This window comes from Paenalcaligenes hermetiae (assembly GCF_039543645.1).
Classification (GTDB): Bacteria; Pseudomonadota; Gammaproteobacteria; order Burkholderiales; family Burkholderiaceae_B; genus Paenalcaligenes; species Paenalcaligenes hermetiae.
The window spans coordinates 83,866-104,917 of record NZ_BAABKD010000009.1 but is presented as its reverse complement, the minus strand read 5'-3'; the positions used below and the strand labels follow the sequence as shown (position 1 = coordinate 104,917).

Annotated in this window: 19 protein-coding genes; 10 read left to right on the top strand and 9 right to left on the bottom strand. The window is 48.8% G+C overall.

Annotated features, from left to right (window positions below):
* Positions 1 to 169 precede the first annotated feature (169 nt).
* The 5 genes from secF to queA all read right to left on the bottom strand — a co-directional run bounded on the left by secF (position 170) and on the right by queA (position 5,657).
* The gene (gene secF, locus ABD980_RS06180) at positions 170 to 1,114 is read right to left on the bottom strand and encodes a protein translocase subunit SecF (RefSeq protein WP_300648163.1); all 945 of its coding nucleotides are present in this window, start codon (positions 1,112 to 1,114) and stop codon (positions 170 to 172) included.
* Between the two features lie 2 nt (positions 1,115 to 1,116).
* Positions 1,117 to 2,991, bottom strand: a complete 1,875-nt coding sequence (secD, locus tag ABD980_RS06175) for a protein translocase subunit SecD (protein ID WP_300648161.1) — start codon at positions 2,989 to 2,991, stop codon at positions 1,117 to 1,119.
* A 71-nt stretch (positions 2,992 to 3,062) separates the two neighbouring features.
* Positions 3,063 to 3,398: a preprotein translocase subunit YajC gene (yajC, locus tag ABD980_RS06170; protein ID WP_260649311.1), complete on the bottom strand. Its 336-nt coding sequence runs from the start codon at positions 3,396 to 3,398 to the stop codon at positions 3,063 to 3,065.
* Positions 3,399 to 3,462: 64 nt separating this feature from the next.
* Positions 3,463 to 4,599 carry a tRNA guanosine(34) transglycosylase Tgt gene (gene tgt / locus ABD980_RS06165; RefSeq protein WP_300648158.1) on the bottom strand — a complete coding sequence of 379 codons (1,137 nt, stop codon included), beginning with the start codon at positions 4,597 to 4,599 and terminating at the stop codon, positions 3,463 to 3,465.
* Positions 4,596 to 5,657 carry a tRNA preQ1(34) S-adenosylmethionine ribosyltransferase-isomerase QueA gene (queA, locus tag ABD980_RS06160; RefSeq protein WP_345370380.1) on the bottom strand — a complete coding sequence of 354 codons (1,062 nt, stop codon included), beginning with the start codon at positions 5,655 to 5,657 and terminating at the stop codon, positions 4,596 to 4,598. Before queA ends, tgt begins: the two co-directional genes overlap by 4 nt.
* A 146-nt stretch (positions 5,658 to 5,803) precedes the next feature.
* On the opposite strand from queA, the gene dacB reads away from it, so the two are divergent.
* The 5 genes from dacB to ABD980_RS06135 all read left to right on the top strand — a co-directional run bounded on the left by dacB (position 5,804) and on the right by ABD980_RS06135 (position 9,272).
* Positions 5,804 to 7,225, top strand: a complete 1,422-nt coding sequence (gene dacB, locus ABD980_RS06155; protein ID WP_260649308.1) for a D-alanyl-D-alanine carboxypeptidase/D-alanyl-D-alanine endopeptidase — start codon at positions 5,804 to 5,806, stop codon at positions 7,223 to 7,225.
* A 53-nt stretch (positions 7,226 to 7,278) separates the two neighbouring features.
* A complete protein-coding gene (gene upp, locus ABD980_RS06150; RefSeq protein ID WP_345370377.1) occupies positions 7,279 to 7,920 on the top strand; it encodes a uracil phosphoribosyltransferase in 642 nt (213 codons plus the stop codon).
* 167 nt (positions 7,921 to 8,087) lie between these two features.
* On the top strand, positions 8,088 to 8,405 hold the full coding sequence (locus tag ABD980_RS06145) for an ElaB/YgaM/YqjD family protein (protein ID WP_260649306.1): 318 nt from the start codon (positions 8,088 to 8,090) through the stop codon (positions 8,403 to 8,405).
* A 55-nt stretch (positions 8,406 to 8,460) separates the two neighbouring features.
* A complete protein-coding gene (locus ABD980_RS06140; RefSeq protein WP_260649305.1) occupies positions 8,461 to 8,847 on the top strand; it encodes a phage holin family protein in 387 nt (128 codons plus the stop codon).
* Positions 8,847 to 9,272: a hypothetical protein gene (locus ABD980_RS06135; protein WP_300648150.1), complete on the top strand. Its 426-nt coding sequence runs from the start codon at positions 8,847 to 8,849 to the stop codon at positions 9,270 to 9,272. The genes ABD980_RS06140 and ABD980_RS06135 overlap by 1 nt, the downstream gene beginning before the upstream one ends.
* 4 nt (positions 9,273 to 9,276) lie before the next feature.
* Here the strand turns inward: ABD980_RS06135 and nadA are convergent, their stop codons facing one another.
* A complete protein-coding gene (nadA, locus tag ABD980_RS06130) occupies positions 9,277 to 10,302 on the bottom strand; it encodes a quinolinate synthase NadA (RefSeq protein ID WP_345370375.1) in 1,026 nt (341 codons plus the stop codon).
* Positions 10,303 to 10,466: 164 nt separating this feature from the next.
* Complete coding sequence (locus ABD980_RS06125; RefSeq protein WP_345370374.1) at positions 10,467 to 12,011, bottom strand: UbiD family decarboxylase; 1,545 nt, start codon at positions 12,009 to 12,011, stop codon at positions 10,467 to 10,469.
* 77 nt (positions 12,012 to 12,088) lie between these two features.
* Between ABD980_RS06125 and ABD980_RS06120 the strand changes: the two genes are divergently transcribed.
* Complete coding sequence (locus ABD980_RS06120; RefSeq protein ID WP_300647427.1) at positions 12,089 to 12,919, top strand: transglycosylase SLT domain-containing protein; 831 nt, start codon at positions 12,089 to 12,091, stop codon at positions 12,917 to 12,919.
* Here the strand turns inward: ABD980_RS06120 and ABD980_RS06115 are convergent.
* Positions 12,916 to 14,073, bottom strand: a complete 1,158-nt coding sequence (locus ABD980_RS06115; RefSeq protein ID WP_300647436.1) for a pyridoxal phosphate-dependent aminotransferase — start codon at positions 14,071 to 14,073, stop codon at positions 12,916 to 12,918. The genes ABD980_RS06120 and ABD980_RS06115 overlap by 4 nt on opposite strands.
* A 43-nt stretch (positions 14,074 to 14,116) precedes the next feature.
* On the opposite strand from ABD980_RS06115, the gene ABD980_RS06110 reads away from it, so the two are divergent.
* From ABD980_RS06110 to ABD980_RS06100, 3 genes are all read left to right on the top strand, one after another.
* On the top strand, positions 14,117 to 14,989 hold the full coding sequence (locus tag ABD980_RS06110) for a hypothetical protein (RefSeq protein WP_345370371.1): 873 nt from the start codon (positions 14,117 to 14,119) through the stop codon (positions 14,987 to 14,989).
* A gap of 146 nt (positions 14,990 to 15,135) precedes the next feature.
* Positions 15,136 to 17,430, top strand: a complete 2,295-nt coding sequence (locus ABD980_RS06105; RefSeq protein WP_345370369.1) for an NADP-dependent malic enzyme — start codon at positions 15,136 to 15,138, stop codon at positions 17,428 to 17,430.
* Between the two features lie 198 nt (positions 17,431 to 17,628).
* Positions 17,629 to 18,096 (top strand): barstar family protein, encoded by a 468-nt coding sequence (locus tag ABD980_RS06100; RefSeq protein ID WP_300647424.1) that lies wholly within the window; start codon positions 17,629 to 17,631, stop codon positions 18,094 to 18,096.
* Here ABD980_RS06100 and ABD980_RS06095 read toward each other — a convergent pair.
* Positions 18,093 to 18,839 carry a 16S rRNA (uracil(1498)-N(3))-methyltransferase gene (locus tag ABD980_RS06095; RefSeq protein WP_345370366.1) on the bottom strand — a complete coding sequence of 249 codons (747 nt, stop codon included), beginning with the start codon at positions 18,837 to 18,839 and terminating at the stop codon, positions 18,093 to 18,095. The genes ABD980_RS06100 and ABD980_RS06095 overlap by 4 nt on opposite strands.
* A gap of 165 nt (positions 18,840 to 19,004) precedes the next feature.
* Here ABD980_RS06095 and tkt point away from each other — a divergent pair, with 165 nt between their 5' ends.
* Positions 19,005 to 21,050, top strand: coding sequence for a transketolase (gene tkt / locus ABD980_RS06090; RefSeq protein WP_300647423.1), 2,046 nt, complete (start codon positions 19,005 to 19,007; stop codon positions 21,048 to 21,050).
* Positions 21,051 to 21,052: the final 2 nt, after the last annotated feature.

The following is a 21,052-nucleotide window of genomic DNA, read 5'->3' as shown; positions in this document are numbered from 1 at the left end:
ATTAAACCTCTAATTATAACCATGTAATTGGATTTCAATAAAAATAATAACCGTAGGCGTGTACGTAAAGCAGCACTAAGCTCTGTAACGAACTCGTGGCTATGCCTATGTCTAAAATAAAGAACGCTCTGAGAAATAACAGAGCGTTCTTTAGGTGTAGTCTACGGTTTTAATCCATGATTTCTACGGCTGGATCCTCGTCTTTATTAACAGGTTTGGGGATCAGGTCTTCGCGCTTTAAGCCTAGGCCTAGGGAAATCCCAGAAGCCACAAAAACAGAAGAATAAATACCAAACCAAATCCCAATGGTTAGTGCCAATGAGAAATAGTGCAAGGTAGGCCCACCAAAAAACAGCATGGATAGCACCATGAGCTGCGTGGAGCCATGAGTAATAATCGTACGAGAGATGTTTTGGGTAATGGAGAGGTTAATGATCTCAGGTACAGGCATACGACGTTGTTTACGGAAGTTTTCACGGATACGGTCCATGACCACCACGGACTCGTTCACCGAGTAGCCTAGTACGGCAAGCACCCCAGCTAGCACGGGCAAAGAAAACTCCCATTGGAATAGGGCAAAAAAGCCTAGGATAATGACCACGTCGTGTAAGTTTGCCACCGCGCAGGCAATAGCGAGCTTCCATTCAAAGCGGAAAGCCAAATACACCATAATGCCAATGACCACAAAAAGTAGCGCCATCAAGCCATTATGAATCAGCTCTTGCCCAACTTGTGGGCCAACGAACTCTACCCGCCGTAGCTCCACATCGCTATGTTGTGCCTGAAGTGCTCTGAGTACGGATTCGCTTTGGGCTGTGGTGTCATTGGTATCGGTAGCCGGTAAGCGGATCAAAACATCTTGCGATGTACCAAAGCTTTGAACCTGAAAGTCGTTGTAGCCTAAGTCAGTTAAGGCTTCGCGGACCTCCTCTACCTGTGCGGTTTGCTGGTAGTGGACCTCCATGACCGTACCGCCGGTAAACTCAATAGAAAGATTAAAGCCACGTGTGACGATAAAAAACACGGCGGCAATAAATACGGCCAAACTGATAAGGTTCAGCAGCTTAACATGGCGCATAAAAGGAATAATGCGCGAAATACGAAAAAATTCCATGACTAGTCTGCCTTATTCGTGTCTTTAGGTTTCCATACCTGACCGATGGAAATATGTTGCAGGCGACGACGCCCACCGTACCAAAGGTTAACCAAAGCTCGTACCCCTACGACAGAGGAGAACATGGAGGTCAAAATCCCTATGGTGTGGACCACGGCAAAGCCACGTACGGGGCCGGAACCAAAGGTGAGCAGGGCCACTCCCACAATGAGGCTAGTTAAGTTTGAGTCAAAAATGGTAGCCCATGCCCGATCAAAACCGGCGTGAATAGCGGCTTGTGGGCTAAGTCCATTGCGTAGCTCTTCGCGTATGCGCTCGTTGATCAAAACGTTAGCATCAATAGCCATACCTAGTGTTAAGGCAAGTGCGGCAATACCCGGTAGAGTCATGGTAGCTTGCAGCATAGATAACACGGCGATCAAGAGCAGTAGGTTAAAGGTGAGACCTAAGGTAGAAAAGATCCCAAATAGGTGGTAGTAGGCGATGATGAAAATGGCGAGTGCAATAAAACCATACAACGTGGAGTTAAAACCCTGTTGGATGTTTTCTGCACCAAGGCTAGGCCCAATGGTTCGCTCTTCGATAATAGCCATGGGGGCTGCCAAAGATCCGGCGCGTAAAAGCAAGGCAACGTCAGCGGCTTCTTGTACACCCATGCTGCCGGAGATTTGTACCTGTCCACCGGGGATTTCAGAGCGAATCACAGGCGCCGTGACGACTTCGCCTTGCCCTTTTTCAAATAAGACAATCGCTAAACGCTTGTTGATGTTGTTGCGCGTGACATCACGGAAAATGCGGGCGCCCTTACTATCTAGCGTTAGGTTGACAGTGGGTTGTTGGGTTTGTGAGTCGCGTCCAGGTTGAGCGTCTTGAAGGTTTTCACCGGTAAGAATGACCTGTCGACGCAGCAAAAGCTCATGACCATCACGGTCTTTATAGCGCTCTAAACCAAAAGGAACGGTGCCGGCTGCAAGGGCTGCCATGGCGGTAGGAGAGTCATCGACCATCCGGATTTCTAAGGTGGCAGTGCGGCCTAGAATCTCTTTGGCTTTTGCTACGTCTTGCACACCAGGTAGTTGAACCACGATGCGATCAGCCCCCTGTTGCTGGATAATGGGTTCAGCAACACCTAGCTCGTTAATTCGATTATGTAAAGTGGTGATGTTTTGACGTAAGGCGTTTGATTGTGCCTGCAAGATAGAGGCTTCAGATAAGGTCGCTTGGAGCTGGTTGTCTGAGGTAGGAGCAAATTGCAAATCCGGGATTTGACGACGTAGACGAGTTTGAGCCTCATCACGAGCTGTAGGAGAGTCAAAACGCATGACAACAGACTGATCTTGACGCTCAATGCTTTGTGCGCGTAGGTCGGCCTCTCGTAATACGGTACGAATTTCTGAAGCGAGCGAATCATAGCGGCCATTGAGGGCGCCTTGCATGTCAACTTCGAGCAAGAAGTGCACGCCACCACGCAAGTCCAAGCCTAGGTGCATGGGTTTAGCACCCAGAGAGGTCAACCAGTTTGGGGTAGCGGACATTAAGTTTAAAGCAACCGTATAGGAAGGGTCCTCGGCATTGGGGACCAATTCTTTTTCTAAAATGTCTTTGGCTTTGAGCTGGGTGTCTGTGGAGTCAAAGCGAATACGCACGGTGCCGGCAGGACCATTTTGTTCGAAATAGCTACCGCTGATAGGGATATTGTGACGGCGTAGTATGTCTTCTACACGGCTTAGGGTGGAGACGTCTACTTTGACGACGGACTTGGCGCTGGCAATTTGTACAGCGGGTGATTCACCAAATAAATTGGGTATGGAGTACAGCACCCCAATTATGAGGGCCACCAATACGGTGAGGTATTTCCAAAGGGGATAACGGTTCATAGTTCTAGCGGCAACGGTACGAAAAGGAGATCGGTCTAGTATGGACTAGACCGACAAGATAGCGTAACCCATTAGAGGGATTTGATCGTGCCTTTTGGCAGAACAGAGCTAACAGCCTGACGCTGTAGCAGAATCTCAACGGGTTTATCGGCTAAGTCTGCGACTTCGAGTGTGATGTAGTTATCGCTGACTTTGGTGATTTTTCCTAGAATGCCGCCACCAGTGATGACCTCATCGCCTTTAGCAAGGTTGGCTACCATATTGCGATGCTCTTTCTGACGTTTCATCTGGGGACGAATCATCAAAAAATATAAAATCACAAACATTAAAATGATGGGTAGCATGCTAGCGAGGGCATTGGGCTCTGCTTGAGCAGGAACCAGTGTTAACACGTCGGTTAAAGTCATAAGAGTTGCTCCACAAAGGGAAAGTATTCAGGAAATAGTTAGCTAAAAGGGGCTATTGTAATGCTTAATCGGTGCCTCGGGCGCGATCTTCTTGAAATTGTGCCCGCCACTGAGAAAATTCTCCAGCTTCAATCGCATCGCGCATCTCTTGCATGATTTGTAAATAAAAATGTAAGTTATGCAGCGTATTAAGTCGAGCCCCTGTGATCTCATTGGCTCGCTGTAAGTGATGCAAGTACGAGCGGCTGAAGTGTTGACAGGTGTGGCACGAGCAGCTGGGGTCTAAAGGTTTGGTATCGTCTTTATAGCGAGCATTACGGATTTTAACGTCACCAAAACGAGTAAAGAGCCAGCCATTACGCGCGTTGCGTGTAGGCATAACGCAGTCAAACATATCTACCCCATTGGCGACCCCGTCAACGAGATCTTCTGGCGTTCCCACACCCATTAAATAGCGGGGGGCTTGCTCAGGTAATGCGGGCGTGATGTGAGAAAGAATGCGTAGCATATCTTCTTTGGGTTCGCCAACAGAGAGCCCACCGATAGCGTAGCCTTCAAAGCCAATATCGACCAGTCCCGCTAAAGATTCATCGCGCAGATCTTCGTACATCCCCCCTTGAACAATGCCAAATAAGGCATTGGGGTTTTCTGATTCTTTAAATGCCGTACGTGAACGCTTAGCCCAGCGTAAAGACATGCGCATTGATTGCGCTGCCTCATCGTGGGTGGCGGGGCGGTCGTTGATTAAGTATGGCGTACATTCATCAAACACCATGGCTATATCCGAATTCAAAGCACGCTGGATTTGCATGGATTTTTCTGGGGTGAGAAAGAGACGGTCGCCGTTAATGGGAGAGGCAAAGGTTACCCCCTCTTCGGTAATTTTACGCATACCTTTAAGGCTGAAAACCTGAAAGCCCCCAGAGTCGGTCAAAATAGGTTTGTTCCAGCCCATAAAATCATGGAGCCCACCGTGTAGATCCATAATCTCGGTGCCGGGGCGTAACCATAGGTGGAAGGTATTCCCTAAGATAATTTGTGCTTGAATGTCTTCCAGTTCATGTGGAAGCATGGCTTTTACGCTGCCATAGGTGCCTACGGGCATAAAAATAGGGGTTTGCACTTGACCATGGTTGAGTGTGATCGTACCGCGACGTGCTTGGCCGTCAGTGGTTAATAATTGAAAATTGAGTCCGCTCATGAATTTTTTTCTATAAACATGGCATCGCCATAGCTAAAAAATCGGTATTGTTGTTCTACTGCGTGCTGATAAGCGGCACGAATGGGCTCAATACCAGCTAAGGCAGACACTAACATTAATAGGGTGGATTGAGGTAGATGAAAGTTAGTAATTAAGGCATCCACATAGTGAAATGTATAGCCTGGGGTGATAAAAATACGGGTGTCGCCGCATTGATCACCATTGCTAAGGGTTAGGCCTTGAGTGAGCTCCGGTTGGGCGGCAGACTCAAGAGCACGAACACTGGTTGTCCCCACTGCAATCACGCGGTTTCCTGCGGCGCGAGTTTGCTCAATAAGCGCTAGAGTTTCGGCTGGAACCACATAGCGTTCGGCATGCATTTGGTGGTCTTCTATATGCTCAACACGTACCGGCTGAAAGGTACCTGCGCCCACATGAAGAGTGACAAACGCCGTTTGTATGCCCTGCTTTTGTAATAAGGCTAGCATATTTTCATCAAAGTGCAGCCCTGCAGTGGGGGCGGCAACGGCGCCAGGCTCAGAGGCATACACCGTTTGATAGCGCTGTTCATCTTCGGCGTCCGCAGTATGGCTAATATAAGGTGGTAGCGGTAGTGCTCCATATTGCTCTAGAGCGGCCAGCGCTGGTTGGTTAAAGCGCACATGAAAGAGTGCGTCATCGCGGCCAGTAACGGTGAGGATGAGAGCGCCTTCAGCAAAGAGTAAGTCTGTGCCTGGTTTAGGAGCTTTGCTGGCACGAATATGCGCGATGGCATGGTACTCATCCAGCACACGTTCAATGAGTACTTCGACCCGGCCACCGGTGTGCTTTTGCCCTTGGAGGCGGGCTTTAATGACTTGAGTATTATTAAAAACCAATAAGTCACCGGCGCGCAGCAACTGTGGCAAGGCGCTAAATTGGCTGTCGTAATAATGCCCGTTTTTTTCTAAAACAAGTAAACGGCTGCCCACACGTTCTGGGGCAGGGTGCTGGGCGATTAAGGCCTCAGGTAGATGGTAGTCAAATAAAGACAGGGAAAGCTTAGCAGAATCGGCCATAACGAATAAAATAAGAAGCAACAGCAATAGGCATAACTAGCTATTTTAAGCCGATTGCTGGATTTGCATATAAAAATCCATGGGTGGACAGATTTTGGTTATGCTTAGATCATAAAGTCGGATTTGTAGAAATAACAGGGCAAAACATGAATAAGCTAAAAAAGCGCGCCATGCTTTGGGTGGCTCTATGGGTAGTCAGTGTGCCAGTTTTAGCGCAAGCACTGCCTGCTGAGTTACAGCAAGCTTGGAAAAACACGCGGCTCTCTGAGCAAAATCTATCGGTCTATATCAAAGAGGTGGACGGTCCTACCTTAGTAAATCATAACGCGACCACGCCTCGTAACCCAGCTTCTGTCATGAAAATGGTGACTACATGGGCGGGGTTATCGGCTTTAGGGCCCGAACACACATGGCGTACTACCTTATATCGACAAGCAAACGCGACGATTGATGCTCAGGGCACTCTACAAGGCCCTTTATATATTCAGGCATCGGGTGACCCCTTTTTTTCCATATCAGACTTATGGAATTTGTTACGTGACTTACGTTTGCGAGGTGTTAAAAACTTAAGCGAAGTGGTGGTGGATCGCTCTGTTTTTGGGCAGGTGGCCACAGACCCTTATGCGTTTGATGGGGCTGGGGATCGTCCTTATAATGCAAGTCCTGATGCCATGATGGTTGGTTTTGGGGCGTCGCGCTTATTGTTTTTGCCGGATGAGAAGAATAAAAAATGGATAGGCGTGATGGATCCACCGGTTCCCGGCCTACGCATAGACAACCAAGTCAGTTGGAGCGACCAACGCTGCCCAGGCTCTCCGGCTATTAGTACCCGTATACAACAAGCACCCAATGGCATTCAGGTTGTTGCTTCGGGTACAGCTGCCGGCTCCTGTGGCGAGTTCAGTGTATATCGCCTTACCATGGGGCAACAGCCATTTTTCAATCATGTTTTTAAAATGATTTGGAAAGAGCTGGGTGGCACGTTAGCGCACGATATTCGCTCAGGTAAAGTCCCTGCTCAGGCAAAAGCGTTAGCTTGGCATGACTCGCCAACGCTGGCAGATCAAATACGTGTGATCAATAAACAAAGTAATAATGTAATGGCAACGTTGTTGTTATTGCGGTTAGGGCAACAACTAAATGGTGCTGGGGCAACGGTAGCTACCGCAGAGCAGGCCGCGATGCGGGTGTTGCAGTCGCAGGGAATCAATACCAATGGCTGGCGTATTGATAATGGCTCAGGGCTATCACGACAAGCGCGGGTAACGGCGCAGGGTATGGCGCAGATGTTGGATGTGATTTGGCGCTCTAATTACATGCCAGAGTTTATGTCGTCGTTAGCTATTGCCGGGGTAGATGGCACGGTGCGACGACGGTTAAAGGACGATGAGGTTCAGGGTCGTGCTCATTTAAAAACCGGCACCTTACGCGATGCACGTGCTTTGGCAGGATATGTTTTAGGCACGAGCGGCAAACGCTATATTATGGTGAGTATGGTCAATGGCGAGGGGGCTGCTTCGGTTCGGCCTTTTGATGATGCGCTAGTAAAATGGCTTGCCGCCCAATAATTTTTGTTCAATAACAAACCTAATGGATTAGGTGATTACTTAATGAGTACAGCATGGCTATACATGAAATACAACACCCTTTGATTCGCCATAAGCTTGGTCTAATGCGTAGAGCAGATTTAAGCACCAAGAATTTTCGGGAAATGTCGCAAGAGATTGCGGCATTGCTGACCTATGAGGCCACCAAAGACTTACCTTTAGAATCCACCACCATCGAAGGTTGGTGTGGTGAGGTGAACGTAGAGAAAATTGCTGGTAAAAAAGTAACCGTTGTGCCAATTTTACGTGCTGGGATTGGGATGTTAGATGGCGTGTTAAGTCTTATCCCGGGTGCTAAGGTCTCTGTAATTGGTATTGCTCGTAATGAGGAAACCTTCGAGGCTCAAACGTATTTAGAGCGACTTGTGGGTGAGCTTGACCAACGCTTTGCGTTAATTATTGACCCAATGCTGGCTACAGGGGGGTCGATGGTTGCCACTATCGATTTATTAAAGAAAGCAGGCTGTAAAACGATTCGGGCCTTAGTACTGGTTGCCGCCCCCGAGGGGATACGTACTGTACAAAACGCCCATCCAGATGTGGAAATTTATACAGCATCGATAGATAGTCATTTGGATGAAAATGGCTATATTGTGCCCGGTTTAGGGGATGCTGGGGATCGTATTTTTGGTACACGCCAAAAAGTGGAGTCCTGATTTATTTTTACTTTTGCGATATTTTTTTACAATCCTTGCGCCATCTAAACACGCAGAGTGATAAAAAATCAGGTAGCATAAACTGAGTGCATATCTATTTATGCTTTAGTTAATAAATAGAGTGTTGATGGATTGCTTCGTTATTTTATTACTCAAGGAGTTCAATCATGGTTACCAAACGAAATGCGCAAAAAGTAGAGGACGACTTCATGGAAGACGTTAAAAAAAGTCTAGATGAAGCCGAGCGCTTGCTTAGCGAGGCCGCAGAGGCGACAGGCGATAAAGCCAATGAGATTCGCGAGGCCGCCATGCGATCCTTGCGTAACACGCGCGAAGCCTTGCAAGATACGCAGGACGCCATTGTAGAAAGTGGTCGTCAGGCCGCTAAGGCCACGGATCATTACGTGCACGATAATCCTTGGCAAGCGATTGGTATCGCAGGGATTGTTGGCTTGCTCTTCGGGATGTTAGTGAGCCGTAAGTAATTGATGATATAGCCCCCTAAACCCATAGGGGGCTTTTTTGACAAAAGGATTACGCATGTCCTTAAGACAACGTGTAGGGGATCTAAGCAGCACCGCAATTTCGATTGTGCGTACACGCCTAGAGTTGTTTGCCCTAGAAGCCGGGCAACAAAAATCAGGGTTGCTAACATTATTAGCTATGTTATTTGGTGCGTTGCTATTTTCTACCTTGGCGTTATTGATATTTAGTTTATTAATTGCTTTGTTTTTTTGGCCTACAGAATATCGTTATTGGGCAATTGGTATTTTAATTGTGGTCTATGCAGGATTAGCGGCAGTTTTAGTGTTAACGATTATGAATCGATTAAATAAAGGGCCTATGCCATTTGCTGCTACGATAGAGGAGCTAGGCAAAGATATCCAAATGTTAGAACGCTTACGATCCGATGATGAGGCGAAATAATGGCAAAAAAAACAGAAATTAATCGCTTGGTTCGTATCGAATTGTTACGGGCGCGTGCGGAGCTAGAGCGCCGCGAGGCGTGCTATTTAGCCCGTGAAATTAGTAGTTCGCTACAGCCTGAACATTTGTTAGGTATGGTTAAAGGTCAATTTACCCAAGGTCTATCTGCAAGCTTTGGGGCAGGATCCAAAGCGGGAGGATGGTTGGATTTTGTCTTGTCCTTAGGAAAGCGATACCCGCTAGTGGTATCCGGGCTATCAGCGCTTGCAGGTACGGTGGTTGGTAAGAAAAAGTGGCGCTTAGGCGCCTTAGCGATGACGGGCTGGCGCCTATTTAGTGCTTATCAAAAACTTCAAAAGAAGAAAAAAGAAAAATACATTCAACCCAGTCAACCCAAAAGTGGGCGAGTGATCGGGCCTTTTTAATCGTTTAGGCCATGCCTGTATGTTCGAATAAGGGCTGGTCTTTTTCCACGTCTCCAGAGGTCTGTACTCGTTGCTGGTTTTGCTGTGCAAAGTCCAGCATTTTTTTTAGAGCTTGAAAGGCTTTGGTGCGTACCGGAGTGGGGACCTCTATGGCGGTTGTCGAAGGCTGTTGTAATAGTGCTTGAACTTTTTCGATAGTGTTTAAGCCCATCCATGGACAAAATGCGCAGCTTTTACAGCTGCCGCTATGACCAGCAGTGGGGGCTGCAATGAATTGCTTATGTGGTGCGGCTTGGCGCATTGCATGCAAAATATGCTGGTCTGTTGCCACAATGCATAGGGTAGCAGGATGCGTGCTAGCGGCTTTGATAAGCTGGGTTGTAGAGCCTACGATATCAGCCAGAGCAATGACATCGGCGGGAGATTCTGGGTGTACTAAGGTAAGCGCTTCGGGATGCTGCGCTTGCAAAGCGGCTAGCTCTTTGGCCTTAAATTCTTCGTGCACCACACAAGCCCCATCCCAAATTACCATATCGGCTTGGGTTTGGCTTTGGATCCAATGCCCAAGATATTTATCTGGAGCCCAGAGGATTTTTTTCCCTTGATTATGTAAATGACGTACAACGTCTAGGGCGATAGAAGAGGTAATCACCCAATCGGCTTGGGCTTTCACGGCGGCGCTGGTGTTGGCATACACCACGACCACTCTATCTGGGTGTTGCGCTTTAAACGCAGCAAAGGCATCACTAGGACAATGGATGTCTAAAGAACAGGTGGCATCTTGATCGAGCAAATACACGGTTTTGTCGGGACTAAGTATTTTAGCGGTTTCTGCCATGAACTTCACACCCGCTACCATGAGGGTTTGAGCAGGATGATCGTGGCCAAAGCGCGCCATTTCTAGCGAGTCCCCAACACAACCTTGGCTCAGTTTTGCGAGATCTTGAACCAGTGGGTCGGTATAGTAATGAGCGATGAGGGCGATATTTTTTTCTTGTAATTGGGTCGCTAGTTCTTGTAGTGAGGGCATAGCGTCTCCTTATTGCTCTTTTTGAGCATAATGGGGGTAAAAAATAATAGCAATTATGCTTTTTTTGAGTATAAGTAGAGATGAAGAAAAAAACAAGCGGTAAAAACCGCCTGTTTTTTATGAGCTTTGCGCGAAAAACCCCGTCCTTTAGGGTAGTGAGGTTGTCAAAAGCCGAGCTTGTCCCAGATGCTATCCACTTTTAGGCGTGTGGCTTCGTCCATTTTGATGACGCGGCCCCATTCGCGCTGGGTTTCTCCCGGCCATTTGTTGGTGGCGTCCATGCCCATTTTGCCCCCCAATCCTGAAACCGGCGACGCAAAATCCAAATAGTCGATAGGGGTGTTTTCCACTAGTACCGTATCGCGCACAGGATCCATACGCGTTGTCATGGCCCAGATGACTTCTTTCCAATCTCGCGTGTTTACATCCTCATCGACCACAACAATAAATTTGGTGTACATAAATTGTCGCAGAATACTCCATACGCCGAACATCACGCGCTTAGCATGTCCGGCATATTGTTTGCGGATGGAGACCACAGCCAGTCGATAGCTACAGCCTTCGGGAGGTAGGTAAAAATCGACAATCTCAGGGAGTTGCCTTTTTAATAAGGGGACAAAAACCTCGTTTAACGCCACCCCGAGTACAGCAGGCTCATCTGGGGGTTTGCCCGTGTAGGTGCTGTGGTAGATAGGATTTTTACGCATAGTGATGCGCTCGACCGTAAACACTGGGAACCAGTCTTGCTCGTTGTAATACCCAGTGTGGTCGCCATAGGGCCCCTCTAAGGCCATTTCGTAATCCGAGGGGGGAAGTGGATTGACTCCCTCGGGTACGTCGGGAGTCATAGCATCTGGGTGGTTGGCAGGTAAAATATGGCCCTCGAGCACGATTTCAGCAAAGGCCGGCACAGATAAGTCGCTGCCGATTGCCTTAGCTAGCTCGGTTTTAGCACCACGCAATAACCCTGCAAACTGATACTCTGACAAACTGTCCGGTACAGGTGTTACAGCCCCTAAAATGGTTGCTGGATCGCAGCCCAGAGCTACAGCAACAGGAAAAGGCTGACCGGGGTGAGCCAAAGCATGATCCCTAAAATCTAAGGCGCCCCCACGGTGCGATAACCAGCGCATAATAAGCTTATTGCGCCCTAGCTGTTGTTGGCGATAAATGCCTAGGTTTTGACGTTTAGCATGTGGGCCTTTGGTGATGACTAATCCCCATGTTAATAAGGGGGCAGCGTCTTCGGGCCAACAGTGTTGCAAAGGGATCGTATCCAGGTCTACGTCGTCGCCCTCAAGGATGATTTCTTGGCAGGCTGGGTTTTTAATCTGTTTGGGTGCCATATCCCAAAGGGCGGCTTTTAGCATGGAGATTTTAGATAGAGCATCTTTAAAGCCGCGCGGAGGCTCTGGCTCACGCAGGTTAGCAAGCAGCTCACCAACGTCGCGTAGAGCGTCGATGTTTTCGGCTCCCATGCCCCAAGCAACGCGTTTTGGTGTACCAAATAAGTTAGCGAGCACCGGCATTTTGGCTGGCTGGCCGAGATGAATGGGGTTTTCAAACAACAATGCTGGGCCTTCGGCGCGTAAAACACGGTCCCCTATTTCCGTCATTTCTAAATGGGTGGAAATCGGGTGGTGAATGCGTTTTAGTTCACCAGCTTGCTCAAGCTGAGCCATGAAGTCTCTGAGGTCTCGGTATTTCACAGGGGTATAGGGCTCCAGTTTAACTCTAAGTCCAATAACGGTATGATCAGTTTAATTCATTTTATAGGAACAAGGGTATGGTCACAGCCAATACCTCATGGTTAGTGCGTGGTTTTAAGGGGCTGCATTCGCGCTTGGGCGAGTTTATCCACCTCTGTGCTATTTATTTAGGGATCGCCGTTTTAGTAACGTTGGCGGCAGGGGCAGTGGTGCCATCAATGCGAGAGCAAGCCAAGCAAATTTATCAAGTGGTGATGGAGGCTTTGCGCCCTGAAGTGATGAGTAATGATCACTATGCAACGTTAGGTTGGTTTGGGCGTCAGTCAGGTGAGGGCTATTCTATAGAAGAGGGCGACGAGCCCCTGGTCAGCCGCCCATCTCCTTCGGCCTATTTGGGTTTTGCACAGACACTACAGCAAAGCAGTACAAACTTTACAATCAGTGGGGTGTCTCGCACACAGCTGAATGCTTTGCGCAGTTATCTTTCTCGTAAGTATAAGCTAGCTAATCAGGTGACTTCGGCCTTGATTCACTTGGCGTATGTGAATGGCAGGGAAAAAGACCTGGATCCGCTACTGATTTTAGCGGTGATTGCGATTGAGTCGTCTTATAACCCTTTTGTAGAGAGCCATGCTGGCGCGCAAGGGCTAATGCAGGTAATGACCCGGGTGCATCAGGATAAGCTCGATATGTACAGTGAGGGTAATTTGGCTGTGTTTAGCCCCGAAGCCAATATTCGAGCAGGCACCCAGATTTTGTATGACTGTAGAAAGCGTCGGGGGTCGATAACCGGTGCTTTGGCTTGTTATGTGGGAGCCACAGGGCCTAGCGATGGTGGATACGGCGCACGGGTATTAGCCGAGCGCCGTCGTATAGCCTTGGCGTCAGGGATCCCGATTAAAGATTAGGCTAAAAAGCGGCGCATACGCTCGACAGCTTCTTCCAGTCGTTCCAGAGAGGTGGAATACGAAAACCGTAACATTTTTTTGGCATACGCAGGGCCAAAATCCAAGCCCGGTACCGCTGCAACGTGGGCTTCGTGCAAGAGACGATGAGAAAAATCATCACTGTCTTGGCTGTGCTGGCTAATATCCGCATAAATATAAAATGCCCCGTCTGGCGTAACGGGCACCTGAATCCCCATGGCAGCAAAAGCAGGTAATAAAAAATCACGGCGCGCTTTAAAAGCCAGACGGCGTTGCTCGTAAATAGCCATGGCCTCGGGCTCAAAACAGGCTAAAGCCGCATGCTGGGCTAAGGCAGGAGCACAAATCGCTAAGCTTGCGGCGATTTTCTCTATGGCTGGGCGGATTTCAGTGGGCACAATCAACCAGCCTAGGCGCCAGCCTGTCATATGGAAATACTTAGAAAAACTATTGATAACAATCAGGCTTGGGTCTAAGCAGAGTGCGCTTTGTGGCTTGTCCTCGTAGTAAAGCCCTAAGTAGATTTCATCCATGATGATAAAACCATCTCGGGCTTTTACGGCTTGAATAAGTTCAGCAAGATCTTTAGGGTCTATGGTGGCGCCAGTTGGGTTGCTGGGAGATGCTATCAACACCCCACGTGTTTTTTCTGTCCAGTGTTGTTCAATATCGGCTGCGGTCAACTGAAAACGGTTTTCGGCCGTGCTGGGTATTAAGCGTGGGATACCACCAGCAGCCAGAATAAAGTTTTGGTTTGCAGGGTAGGAGGGGTCAGGCATGAGCACCTCATCGCCGGGGTTAACCAGCGCTAAGGCGGCTAAGTTCAATGCACCGGAAGCACCGGCTGTGACAAGGATTTGTTCCGGTTGAACAGAAGCATTAAAATGATCGCGATAATAATCACACAAGGCTGCCTTAAGCTCATCGGTGCCAGAGGGAGGGGTGTACTGAGCTTGGCCTGCCGCTGCCGCGCGTTGTAGGGCTTCAACCACAGTGGGGGGAGCGGTGAAATCCGGCTCTCCGATTCCCAAGCTAATAATATCTTTACCTTGGGCAATTAGGGTATTGGCTTCTTTAAAAAGCTCTACAGCATGAAAAGGCACAGCCAGCTCTGTGCGATGGGCAAGGCGGGGCATAACAGTCTCGTTGTAATAAATGCGAAAAAAGGAAAGCAGAGGCATGGAAAATCCATCAAGACGTGCATTTTTAGGGGGCAAAGTCCCTGAGCTCAGTCCATGGGATCAGTTTTTATTGCAGTTGCACCGTAAGGTACAAGGCACCGTACATCCTTTGGAAGCAGAAAGCTCACAAGCATTGCTTACAGTGGCAGTTATTGCGGATTTACATCATGCTCGTCAATTATGCCATGCCTTTGGGGTAAAGCTCTACGTTTTGGGGATACCTTACTGTGCCGAGGACTTGGTCGACCCCGTTTTGTGGGTAGATGTGGGGCAGCTTAATCAATTGCTGCTTGTAGACAAGGAAAAAAACCAATGGTTTATGCAGGCTGGTGTGACCATGGCACAGTTAAAAGCGGCGGGCTTTAGTCAGCTCGCGGACCTGCCCGATACGCTAAATGTGGCCTGTTGGTTAGCGCAGCCACAGTATCATCCCTATGCGCCGCAACAGGTACAAAAAAGCGGTTTGGTGCATGCTTCATTATTAATGGCTGATGGCACAGTAAGTAGCCTAGGGGCTTTTGGCACCCAAAATACCAAGCCACTGAACACACCCACCCTAAGGCAATTGGTGCCACAGTTGTTTCAGCTGAGTCAGTCCGAGGCGATGCAGCAGCTACTAAGGCTACCAGCCTGGGGGGCACAGTATCGACTGGATGCTCTGGTAACTGAGCCCGTGAATCTTGCTTATTTACTTTTAGGCCACGGTGGGCATTTAGGTGTATTGGAGTGGGTGGTCATACAACAGTCGGAGCTACGTGTACCACCGCCCTTAAAGAGCCCTCCGCTTAGCGCCACCCTGCAGATTTTAGCCCAGGAGCTTGATGCTGCCGTACGTGCGGCTTTTGATCCTGACGCGTTGTTTTCATACTAAAAACCTATCATGGCGCCCTCTGGTGTCTTATATGTAGATAGCGATGTTGTAGTGCAGCATGTCTTTAGGGGCGGCTGCGGGTAGAATAAGTCTTTTAATCGTTTTTGTAACAATCCCCATTCACTCTTTGTAGGGTAGTTGTCACCATGGATGAGAATCTTCGTAAAGCCGCGCTGGAATATCACGAACAAGGGCGCCCCGGTAAATTATCTGTTACGCCCACAAAACAGTTAGCCAACCAACGCGACTTAGCACTGGCTTATTCGCCTGGGGTGGCGGCTGCTTGTGAGGAAATTGTGGCTGACCCACAAAATGCTTATCGCTACACCGGTAGGGGTAATTTAGTGGGCGTGATTACTAACGGCACTGCTGTGTTGGGCTTAGGCAATATCGGTGCTTTAGCCTCTAAGCCCGTGATGGAAGGTAAAGCGGTTCTGTTTAAAAACTTTGCGGGTATAGATGTTTTTGATATTGAAATTAATGAAACCGACCCCGATAAGTTAGTGGATATTATTGCTGGGCTCGAGCCTACATTTGGTGGAATTAACCTCGAGGATATCAAAGCGCCAGAGTGTTTCGAGGTGGAGCGCAAGCTGCGTGAACGTATGAATATCCCTGTTTTCCATGATGACCAGCATGGCACGGCGATTTGTGTGGCGGCGGCTTTTTTAAATGGCTTATCTGTTGTTAAAAAAGACCTGAAAAAAGTTAAAGTCGTGGTATCAGGGGCGGGAGCAGCGGCTTTGGCATGCTTGGATCTGATGGTGGATTTAGGCCTGCCCGTGGAAAACATTTGGTTAACTGATATTGAAGGTGTAGTTTACCAAGGGCGTACAGTGCTGATGGATGAAAAAAAGCAGCAGTATGCTCAGTCAACAGAGGCGCGTACATTAGCCGAGGTTATTCCTGATGCCGATGTGTTCTTAGGCCTGTCTGCTGGGGGGGTATTAAAACCCGAAATGGTGGCACAAATGGCACCGCGCCCGTTGATTCTAGCGCTGGCCAATCCCACCCCAGAAATTTTACCCGAGGTCGCACACGCTGTACGTGATGATGTGGTGATGGCGACCGGACGTTCCGATTACCCTAACCAAGTCAATAATGTGCTTTGCTTCCCGTATATTTTCCGTGGTGCTTTAGATATTGGCGCGACGACTATTACACGGGGCATGGAAAAAGCTGCAGTACATGCTATTTGTCAATTAGCTCGTGAAGAGCAAGACGAGCTAGTCGCCGCTGCTTATGGGTTAGACAATATGGAGTTTGGGCCCAACTACTTCATACCTAAACCTTTTGATTCTCGTTTGATTTCTCGTATTGCCCCTGCCGTAGCCCAAGCGGGTATGTTAGAAGGGGTGGCTACCCGCCCGATTAATGATTTCAGCAGTTATATCTATCAGTTGCAGCAGTTTATGTATCGCTCGGGCGCGTTCATGAAGCCAATTTATGGTATTGCCAAAGGCTTGGTTAAAGACGGCGCTAAAGCACGAATTGTTTACGCCGAAGGCGAGGACGAGCGTGTACTGAGAGCAGTCCAAGTGGTGGTGGACGAGAAGCTTGCTAAACCCATTTTGGTGGGGCGACCATCTGTGATCGAGCAGCGTATTGCACGTTATGGTTTGCGCTTACGTCCTGGGGTAGACATTGAAATTACCAATCCAGAACAAGACGAGCGCTTTGATACGTACTGGAAAGCTTACTGGGAGCTACGTTGTCGTGATGGTGTCACACGAGAAATGGCACGAGTGGAAATGCGTAGGCGCTTTACGTTAATTGGCGCTATGATGCTGTACTTGGGCGAGGCCGATGGCATGATTTGTGGTACGGTGGGTACCTATGCGAATCATTTGCGGTATGTGGACGAGGTCATAGGTCAAGCTCCAGGGGCAAAGACTTATGGGGCGATGAACATTTTGCTGCTAGGAGAGCGTACGGTAGCGATTGCAGACACCCATGTCAATGACAACCCTTCTGCTGAGCAGATAGCCGAAATCACCATTGCTTCAGCACATCGTATGAAAGCACTCAGTATTGAGCCTAAAGCAGCTTTGCTTTCCCGCTCTAATTTTGGCACGGAGCTAACACCTTCTAGTCAGAAAATGCGCGAAGCCTTGCACTTGATCCGTAACCAAGCGCCAGATTTAGAGGTGGATGGGGAGATGCACGGGGATTGTGCCTTAGATGAGGAAATGCGTAAAAGCATCTTGCCGCAAACGACACTCACCGGTTCCGCTAATCTGTTGGTTTGTCCCAACGTGGATGCTGCAAATATTGCCTACAATCTACTTAAAACAGACCGGGGCGGTAATGTAGCGATAGGTCCGTTTTTGCTGGGGGCAAATGCACCGGTCTCGATTTTGACCGCGACCTCTTCTGTACGCCGTATTATTAATATGACTGCTTTAACCGTTCTTGAGGCCAACGCCAAAGCCAATGCATAGTGTTTAACTTGCGGCTAGGTGTGATCAGAAAGCAGCATTTCGCTTAGGCAGGCGTGGTAATTTTTTTACTGCGCTTGCCTAAGTCTATCTAAATGGATTAAAAAGCCTCTTTTAATCGTAGTGACATCATTTTTATAGCAGGATTTACACCACCATGATTGGAATCAATCGTATCCACACTATTCAGGAGGCCTGGTAATGAGCCAAGCGACACTGCAAGCTTTACTGCAGAATGGCGGTCTCATTGAGGCTACCGAGTCCCAACAAGAGGGCATTTTTGCTTTGGCACAAGCAGCGGAAATAACCGCTTTGACAGTCGAGTGTGATCGCGCTCGTAGTCGTTCAGCTGTTTTACGCGCAATTGTAAAAGCCGTGGATTTCCCCGAGTTTTTTGGCAATGACTTAGACGCATTGTACGACTGCCTATGTGACACCGTAATGGATCAAAAAACCGGTCTGTATTTGTGGTTTAACAAGCTTCATACGGGGGATCCCTCGTTGGCCGAGGACGCGCAAGCTATTTTAAGTGTTTGCAACGATGTATCGGATTTTGCCAGCACCAAAGATCGCTATTTTGCTTATACGGTGATTCATGCCGGAAAGCATCCTGATCCTGACCCTGGCGTCGCGCCCACGCCTTATTCTGGTAGTGCGGATGATAACTAATCCGTCCACCCTAGTTGGCCGCGAATAGCGCCAACCAGGGCAATTGCAGCGGTTTCGGTGCGCAATACACGTGACCCAAACCGCATCCCCATAGCGCCGGCTTCGAGCGCTATTTCTTTTTCCTCTTCAGACCACCCACCTTCAGGTCCGATTAGTAATACCCAATGATGCGTATTGCTTTGCGCGGCTTGCTTGAGCACCGTAGGAAAGTCGTCTTTGGCATCTGGATCACAAAAAATAAATTGGGCCTTTGTGCTGTGTTGTTGTATGAGCTGTGACAGGGTGAGCACCGGATGGACCGGCATGATTTGATTGCGCCCGCACTGCTCACTTGCCGCTTGAGCGATGCGTTGCCAGTGCTGTAAGCGTTTTTCTTGACGCTCTCCTACGAGTTTTAACGTGCTGTAGCGAGCGGCGATAGGAAATAGTTGTGCAACCCCCATTTCTACGGCTTTTTCGCAAATCCAGTCCATTTTGTCACCCGTGGCGAGACCTTGAGCAACACTGATCGCCCAAGGTAGCTCCCGTTCAATGGCATGATGTGCTCCTATATGGGCGTAGACAAGCTTGCCCTCATATTCGAGGGTGGCATGATATTCACCACCTTGGCCATTAAATAGAACTACAGGGCTTTGGTCAGTTAAGCGCAAAACGCGTTGCATATAATGCGCGAGCTCTTTGGGAAGAAGAATACGTGCTTGGCTTTGTAAAGAATCGGCATAGAAAAAGCGAGGTAAGCTCATAAGTTGTACAAAAACAAAGTAAATGCGTTAAATTAGAGGGCAAATTGTCTGTGCAGAGCAGGGCGGCGCTTTGAGCTGCGCAATAATGGTAAAATCTAACCTTTAGAATTTCTGATTGACTAAATAGGTGCATAGCGACTTTGCTAGCCCTTGTGAGCATATCCCATGGATCTTCCTCCTTCCACCGCAAAAACGATGGCTAATGCGATTCGTGCGTTAGCTATGGACGCTGTTCAACGTGCCAAATCCGGACACCCCGGCGCCCCTATGGGCATGGCTGATATTGCCGAAGTTTTATGGAATCGGCATTTAAAACATAACCCGTCTAATCCTGCTTGGTTAGACCGTGACCGTTTTGTCTTGTCCAATGGTCATGGGTCGATGCTGATTTATGCCTTATTACATTTAACCGGCTACGACTTGTCAATTGAGGAGTTAAAGAACTTCCGTCAGTTGCACTCTAAAACCCCAGGCCACCCAGAGGTCGGTTATACCGCCGGTGTGGAAACCACGACTGGCCCCCTAGGGCAGGGGGTGACTAATGCTGTGGGGATGGCTTTAGCCGAAGCCATGTTAGCCAAAGAGTTTAACCGCCCCAATCACAACATCATTGACCATTTTACCTATGTTTTTCTTGGTGATGGCTGTTTGATGGAGGGGATTTCACACGAAGCGTGTTCTCTTGCTGGCACACTGAAGCTATCTAAGCTCATTGCCCTTTATGATGACAATGGTATTTCCATTGATGGTCAAGTACAGCCTTGGTTTAACGATAACACGCCTGAGCGATTCCGCAGCTATGGTTGGAACGTGATTCCTGCTGTTGATGGACATGATCCTGAGGCCGTAAATGCCGCGATTATTCAAGCGAAGCAGTTTGCGGCTGAAAACAAAGGCCCGACTCTGATTTGTTGTCGCACTGTCATTGGTAAAGGCTCCCCGAATCTAGCCGGCTCTGAAAAATCGCATGGTGCTCCATTAGGTGATGAGGAAATTGCCCTGACTCGCCAAGCGATCGATTGGCCTTATGCCCCTTTTGAGATTCCCGCTGATGTTTACGAGCTGTGGGATGCTAAAGCTCGTGGGGCGCAACTTGAGTCCGCCTGGAACGAGGCCTTTGCCCAATACGAGGCGGCTTATCCAGAGTTAGCAGTCGAACTGCGTCGCCGTATGGCCGGGGAACTTCCTGCTGACTTTGCAGAAAAAGCGCAGGCCTTTATTACTGAGACCACTAAGCAAGCGCAAACCGTGGCCACACGCAAAGCATCCCAATTAGCGATTACCGCTTTGGTGGATGTTGTGCCCGAGATGATTGGGGGGTCGGCCGACTTAACTGGCTCTAACCTAACGAATTGGCCAGGGGTGACGCCCTTACGTGTCGGGGCCGATGGCTTGCAGTTTGGGCGTCATATTAACTACGGCGTACGCGAGTTTGGTATGGCCGCCATTATGAATGGTATGGCGCTGCATGGGGGGTATATTCCTTTCGGTGGAACCTTCCTGACTTTTTCGGATTATTCTCGCAATGCGATCCGTATGGCGGCGTTGATGAAGCAACGTGTGATTCATGTCTTTACACATGATTCTATTGGCTTAGGCGAAGATGGTCCAACCCATCAGTCGGTAGAGCACGCTACCAGTCTGCGTTTAATCCCGAATCTGCATGTTTGGCGTCCTTGTGATACGACAGAAACGGCCGTGGCTTGGGTGCAAGCGTTAACACGCCCTCAAAGTGTGGGGATGGATGTCAAAGACGGGGGGCCGAGCGCATTACTGCTCTCACGTCAAAACCTACCTTTTATTGAGCGTGATGAGCAAACCGTCGCCGCGATAGCTCGAGGCGGTTATGTGTTACGTGATGTGGAGAACCCACAGGCCATTATTATTGCCACCGGCTCCGAGGTTGAAATCGCACTGGCAGCGCAAAAGCAACTAGCGGATAAGGGTATCGCTGTGCGAGTGGTATCGATGCCATGTACGAATGTATTCGATGAGCAGCCGGCCGAGTGGCGTGATCAGGTGTTATTGCCAGGGGTTCCTCGGGTAGCTATAGAGGCTGGCTCGACTATGGGTTGGTATAAATATGTGGGCCTAGACGGTGCCGTTATTGGGTTAGATACGTATGGCGAATCCGCGCCTGCAGGACAGTTGTTTGAGCATTTTGGAATTACCGCGGCTAAGCTTGTTGAGGCCGTAGAAAACGTTTTATAAAG

Excerpts from the sequence above, each read along its gene's own strand:
- secF (WP_300648163.1), bottom strand. The coding sequence starts at position 1,114 with ATGGAATTTTTTCGTATTTCGCGCATTATTCCTTTTATGCGCCATGTT.
- secD (WP_300648161.1), bottom strand. The coding sequence starts at position 2,991 with ATGAACCGTTATCCCCTTTGGAAATACCTCACCGTATTGGTGGCCCTC.
- yajC (WP_260649311.1), bottom strand. The coding sequence starts at position 3,398 with ATGACTTTAACCGACGTGTTAACACTGGTTCCTGCTCAAGCAGAGCCC.
- tgt (WP_300648158.1), bottom strand. The coding sequence starts at position 4,599 with ATGAGCGGACTCAATTTTCAATTATTAACCACTGACGGCCAAGCACGT.
- queA (WP_345370380.1), bottom strand. The coding sequence starts at position 5,657 with ATGGCCGATTCTGCTAAGCTTTCCCTGTCTTTATTTGACTACCATCTA.
- dacB (WP_260649308.1), top strand. The coding sequence starts at position 5,804 with ATGAATAAGCTAAAAAAGCGCGCCATGCTTTGGGTGGCTCTATGGGTA.
- upp (WP_345370377.1), top strand. The coding sequence starts at position 7,279 with ATGGCTATACATGAAATACAACACCCTTTGATTCGCCATAAGCTTGGT.
- ABD980_RS06145 (WP_260649306.1), top strand. The coding sequence starts at position 8,088 with ATGGTTACCAAACGAAATGCGCAAAAAGTAGAGGACGACTTCATGGAA.
- ABD980_RS06140 (WP_260649305.1), top strand. The coding sequence starts at position 8,461 with ATGTCCTTAAGACAACGTGTAGGGGATCTAAGCAGCACCGCAATTTCG.
- ABD980_RS06135 (WP_300648150.1), top strand. The coding sequence starts at position 8,847 with ATGGCAAAAAAAACAGAAATTAATCGCTTGGTTCGTATCGAATTGTTA.
- nadA (WP_345370375.1), bottom strand. The coding sequence starts at position 10,302 with ATGCCCTCACTACAAGAACTAGCGACCCAATTACAAGAAAAAAATATC.
- ABD980_RS06120 (WP_300647427.1), top strand. The coding sequence starts at position 12,089 with ATGGTCACAGCCAATACCTCATGGTTAGTGCGTGGTTTTAAGGGGCTG.
- ABD980_RS06115 (WP_300647436.1), bottom strand. The coding sequence starts at position 14,073 with ATGCCCCGCCTTGCCCATCGCACAGAGCTGGCTGTGCCTTTTCATGCT.
- ABD980_RS06110 (WP_345370371.1), top strand. The coding sequence starts at position 14,117 with ATGGAAAATCCATCAAGACGTGCATTTTTAGGGGGCAAAGTCCCTGAG.
- ABD980_RS06105 (WP_345370369.1), top strand. The coding sequence starts at position 15,136 with ATGGATGAGAATCTTCGTAAAGCCGCGCTGGAATATCACGAACAAGGG.
- ABD980_RS06100 (WP_300647424.1), top strand. The coding sequence starts at position 17,629 with ATGAGCCAAGCGACACTGCAAGCTTTACTGCAGAATGGCGGTCTCATT.
- ABD980_RS06095 (WP_345370366.1), bottom strand. The coding sequence starts at position 18,839 with ATGAGCTTACCTCGCTTTTTCTATGCCGATTCTTTACAAAGCCAAGCA.
- tkt (WP_300647423.1), top strand. The coding sequence starts at position 19,005 with ATGGATCTTCCTCCTTCCACCGCAAAAACGATGGCTAATGCGATTCGT.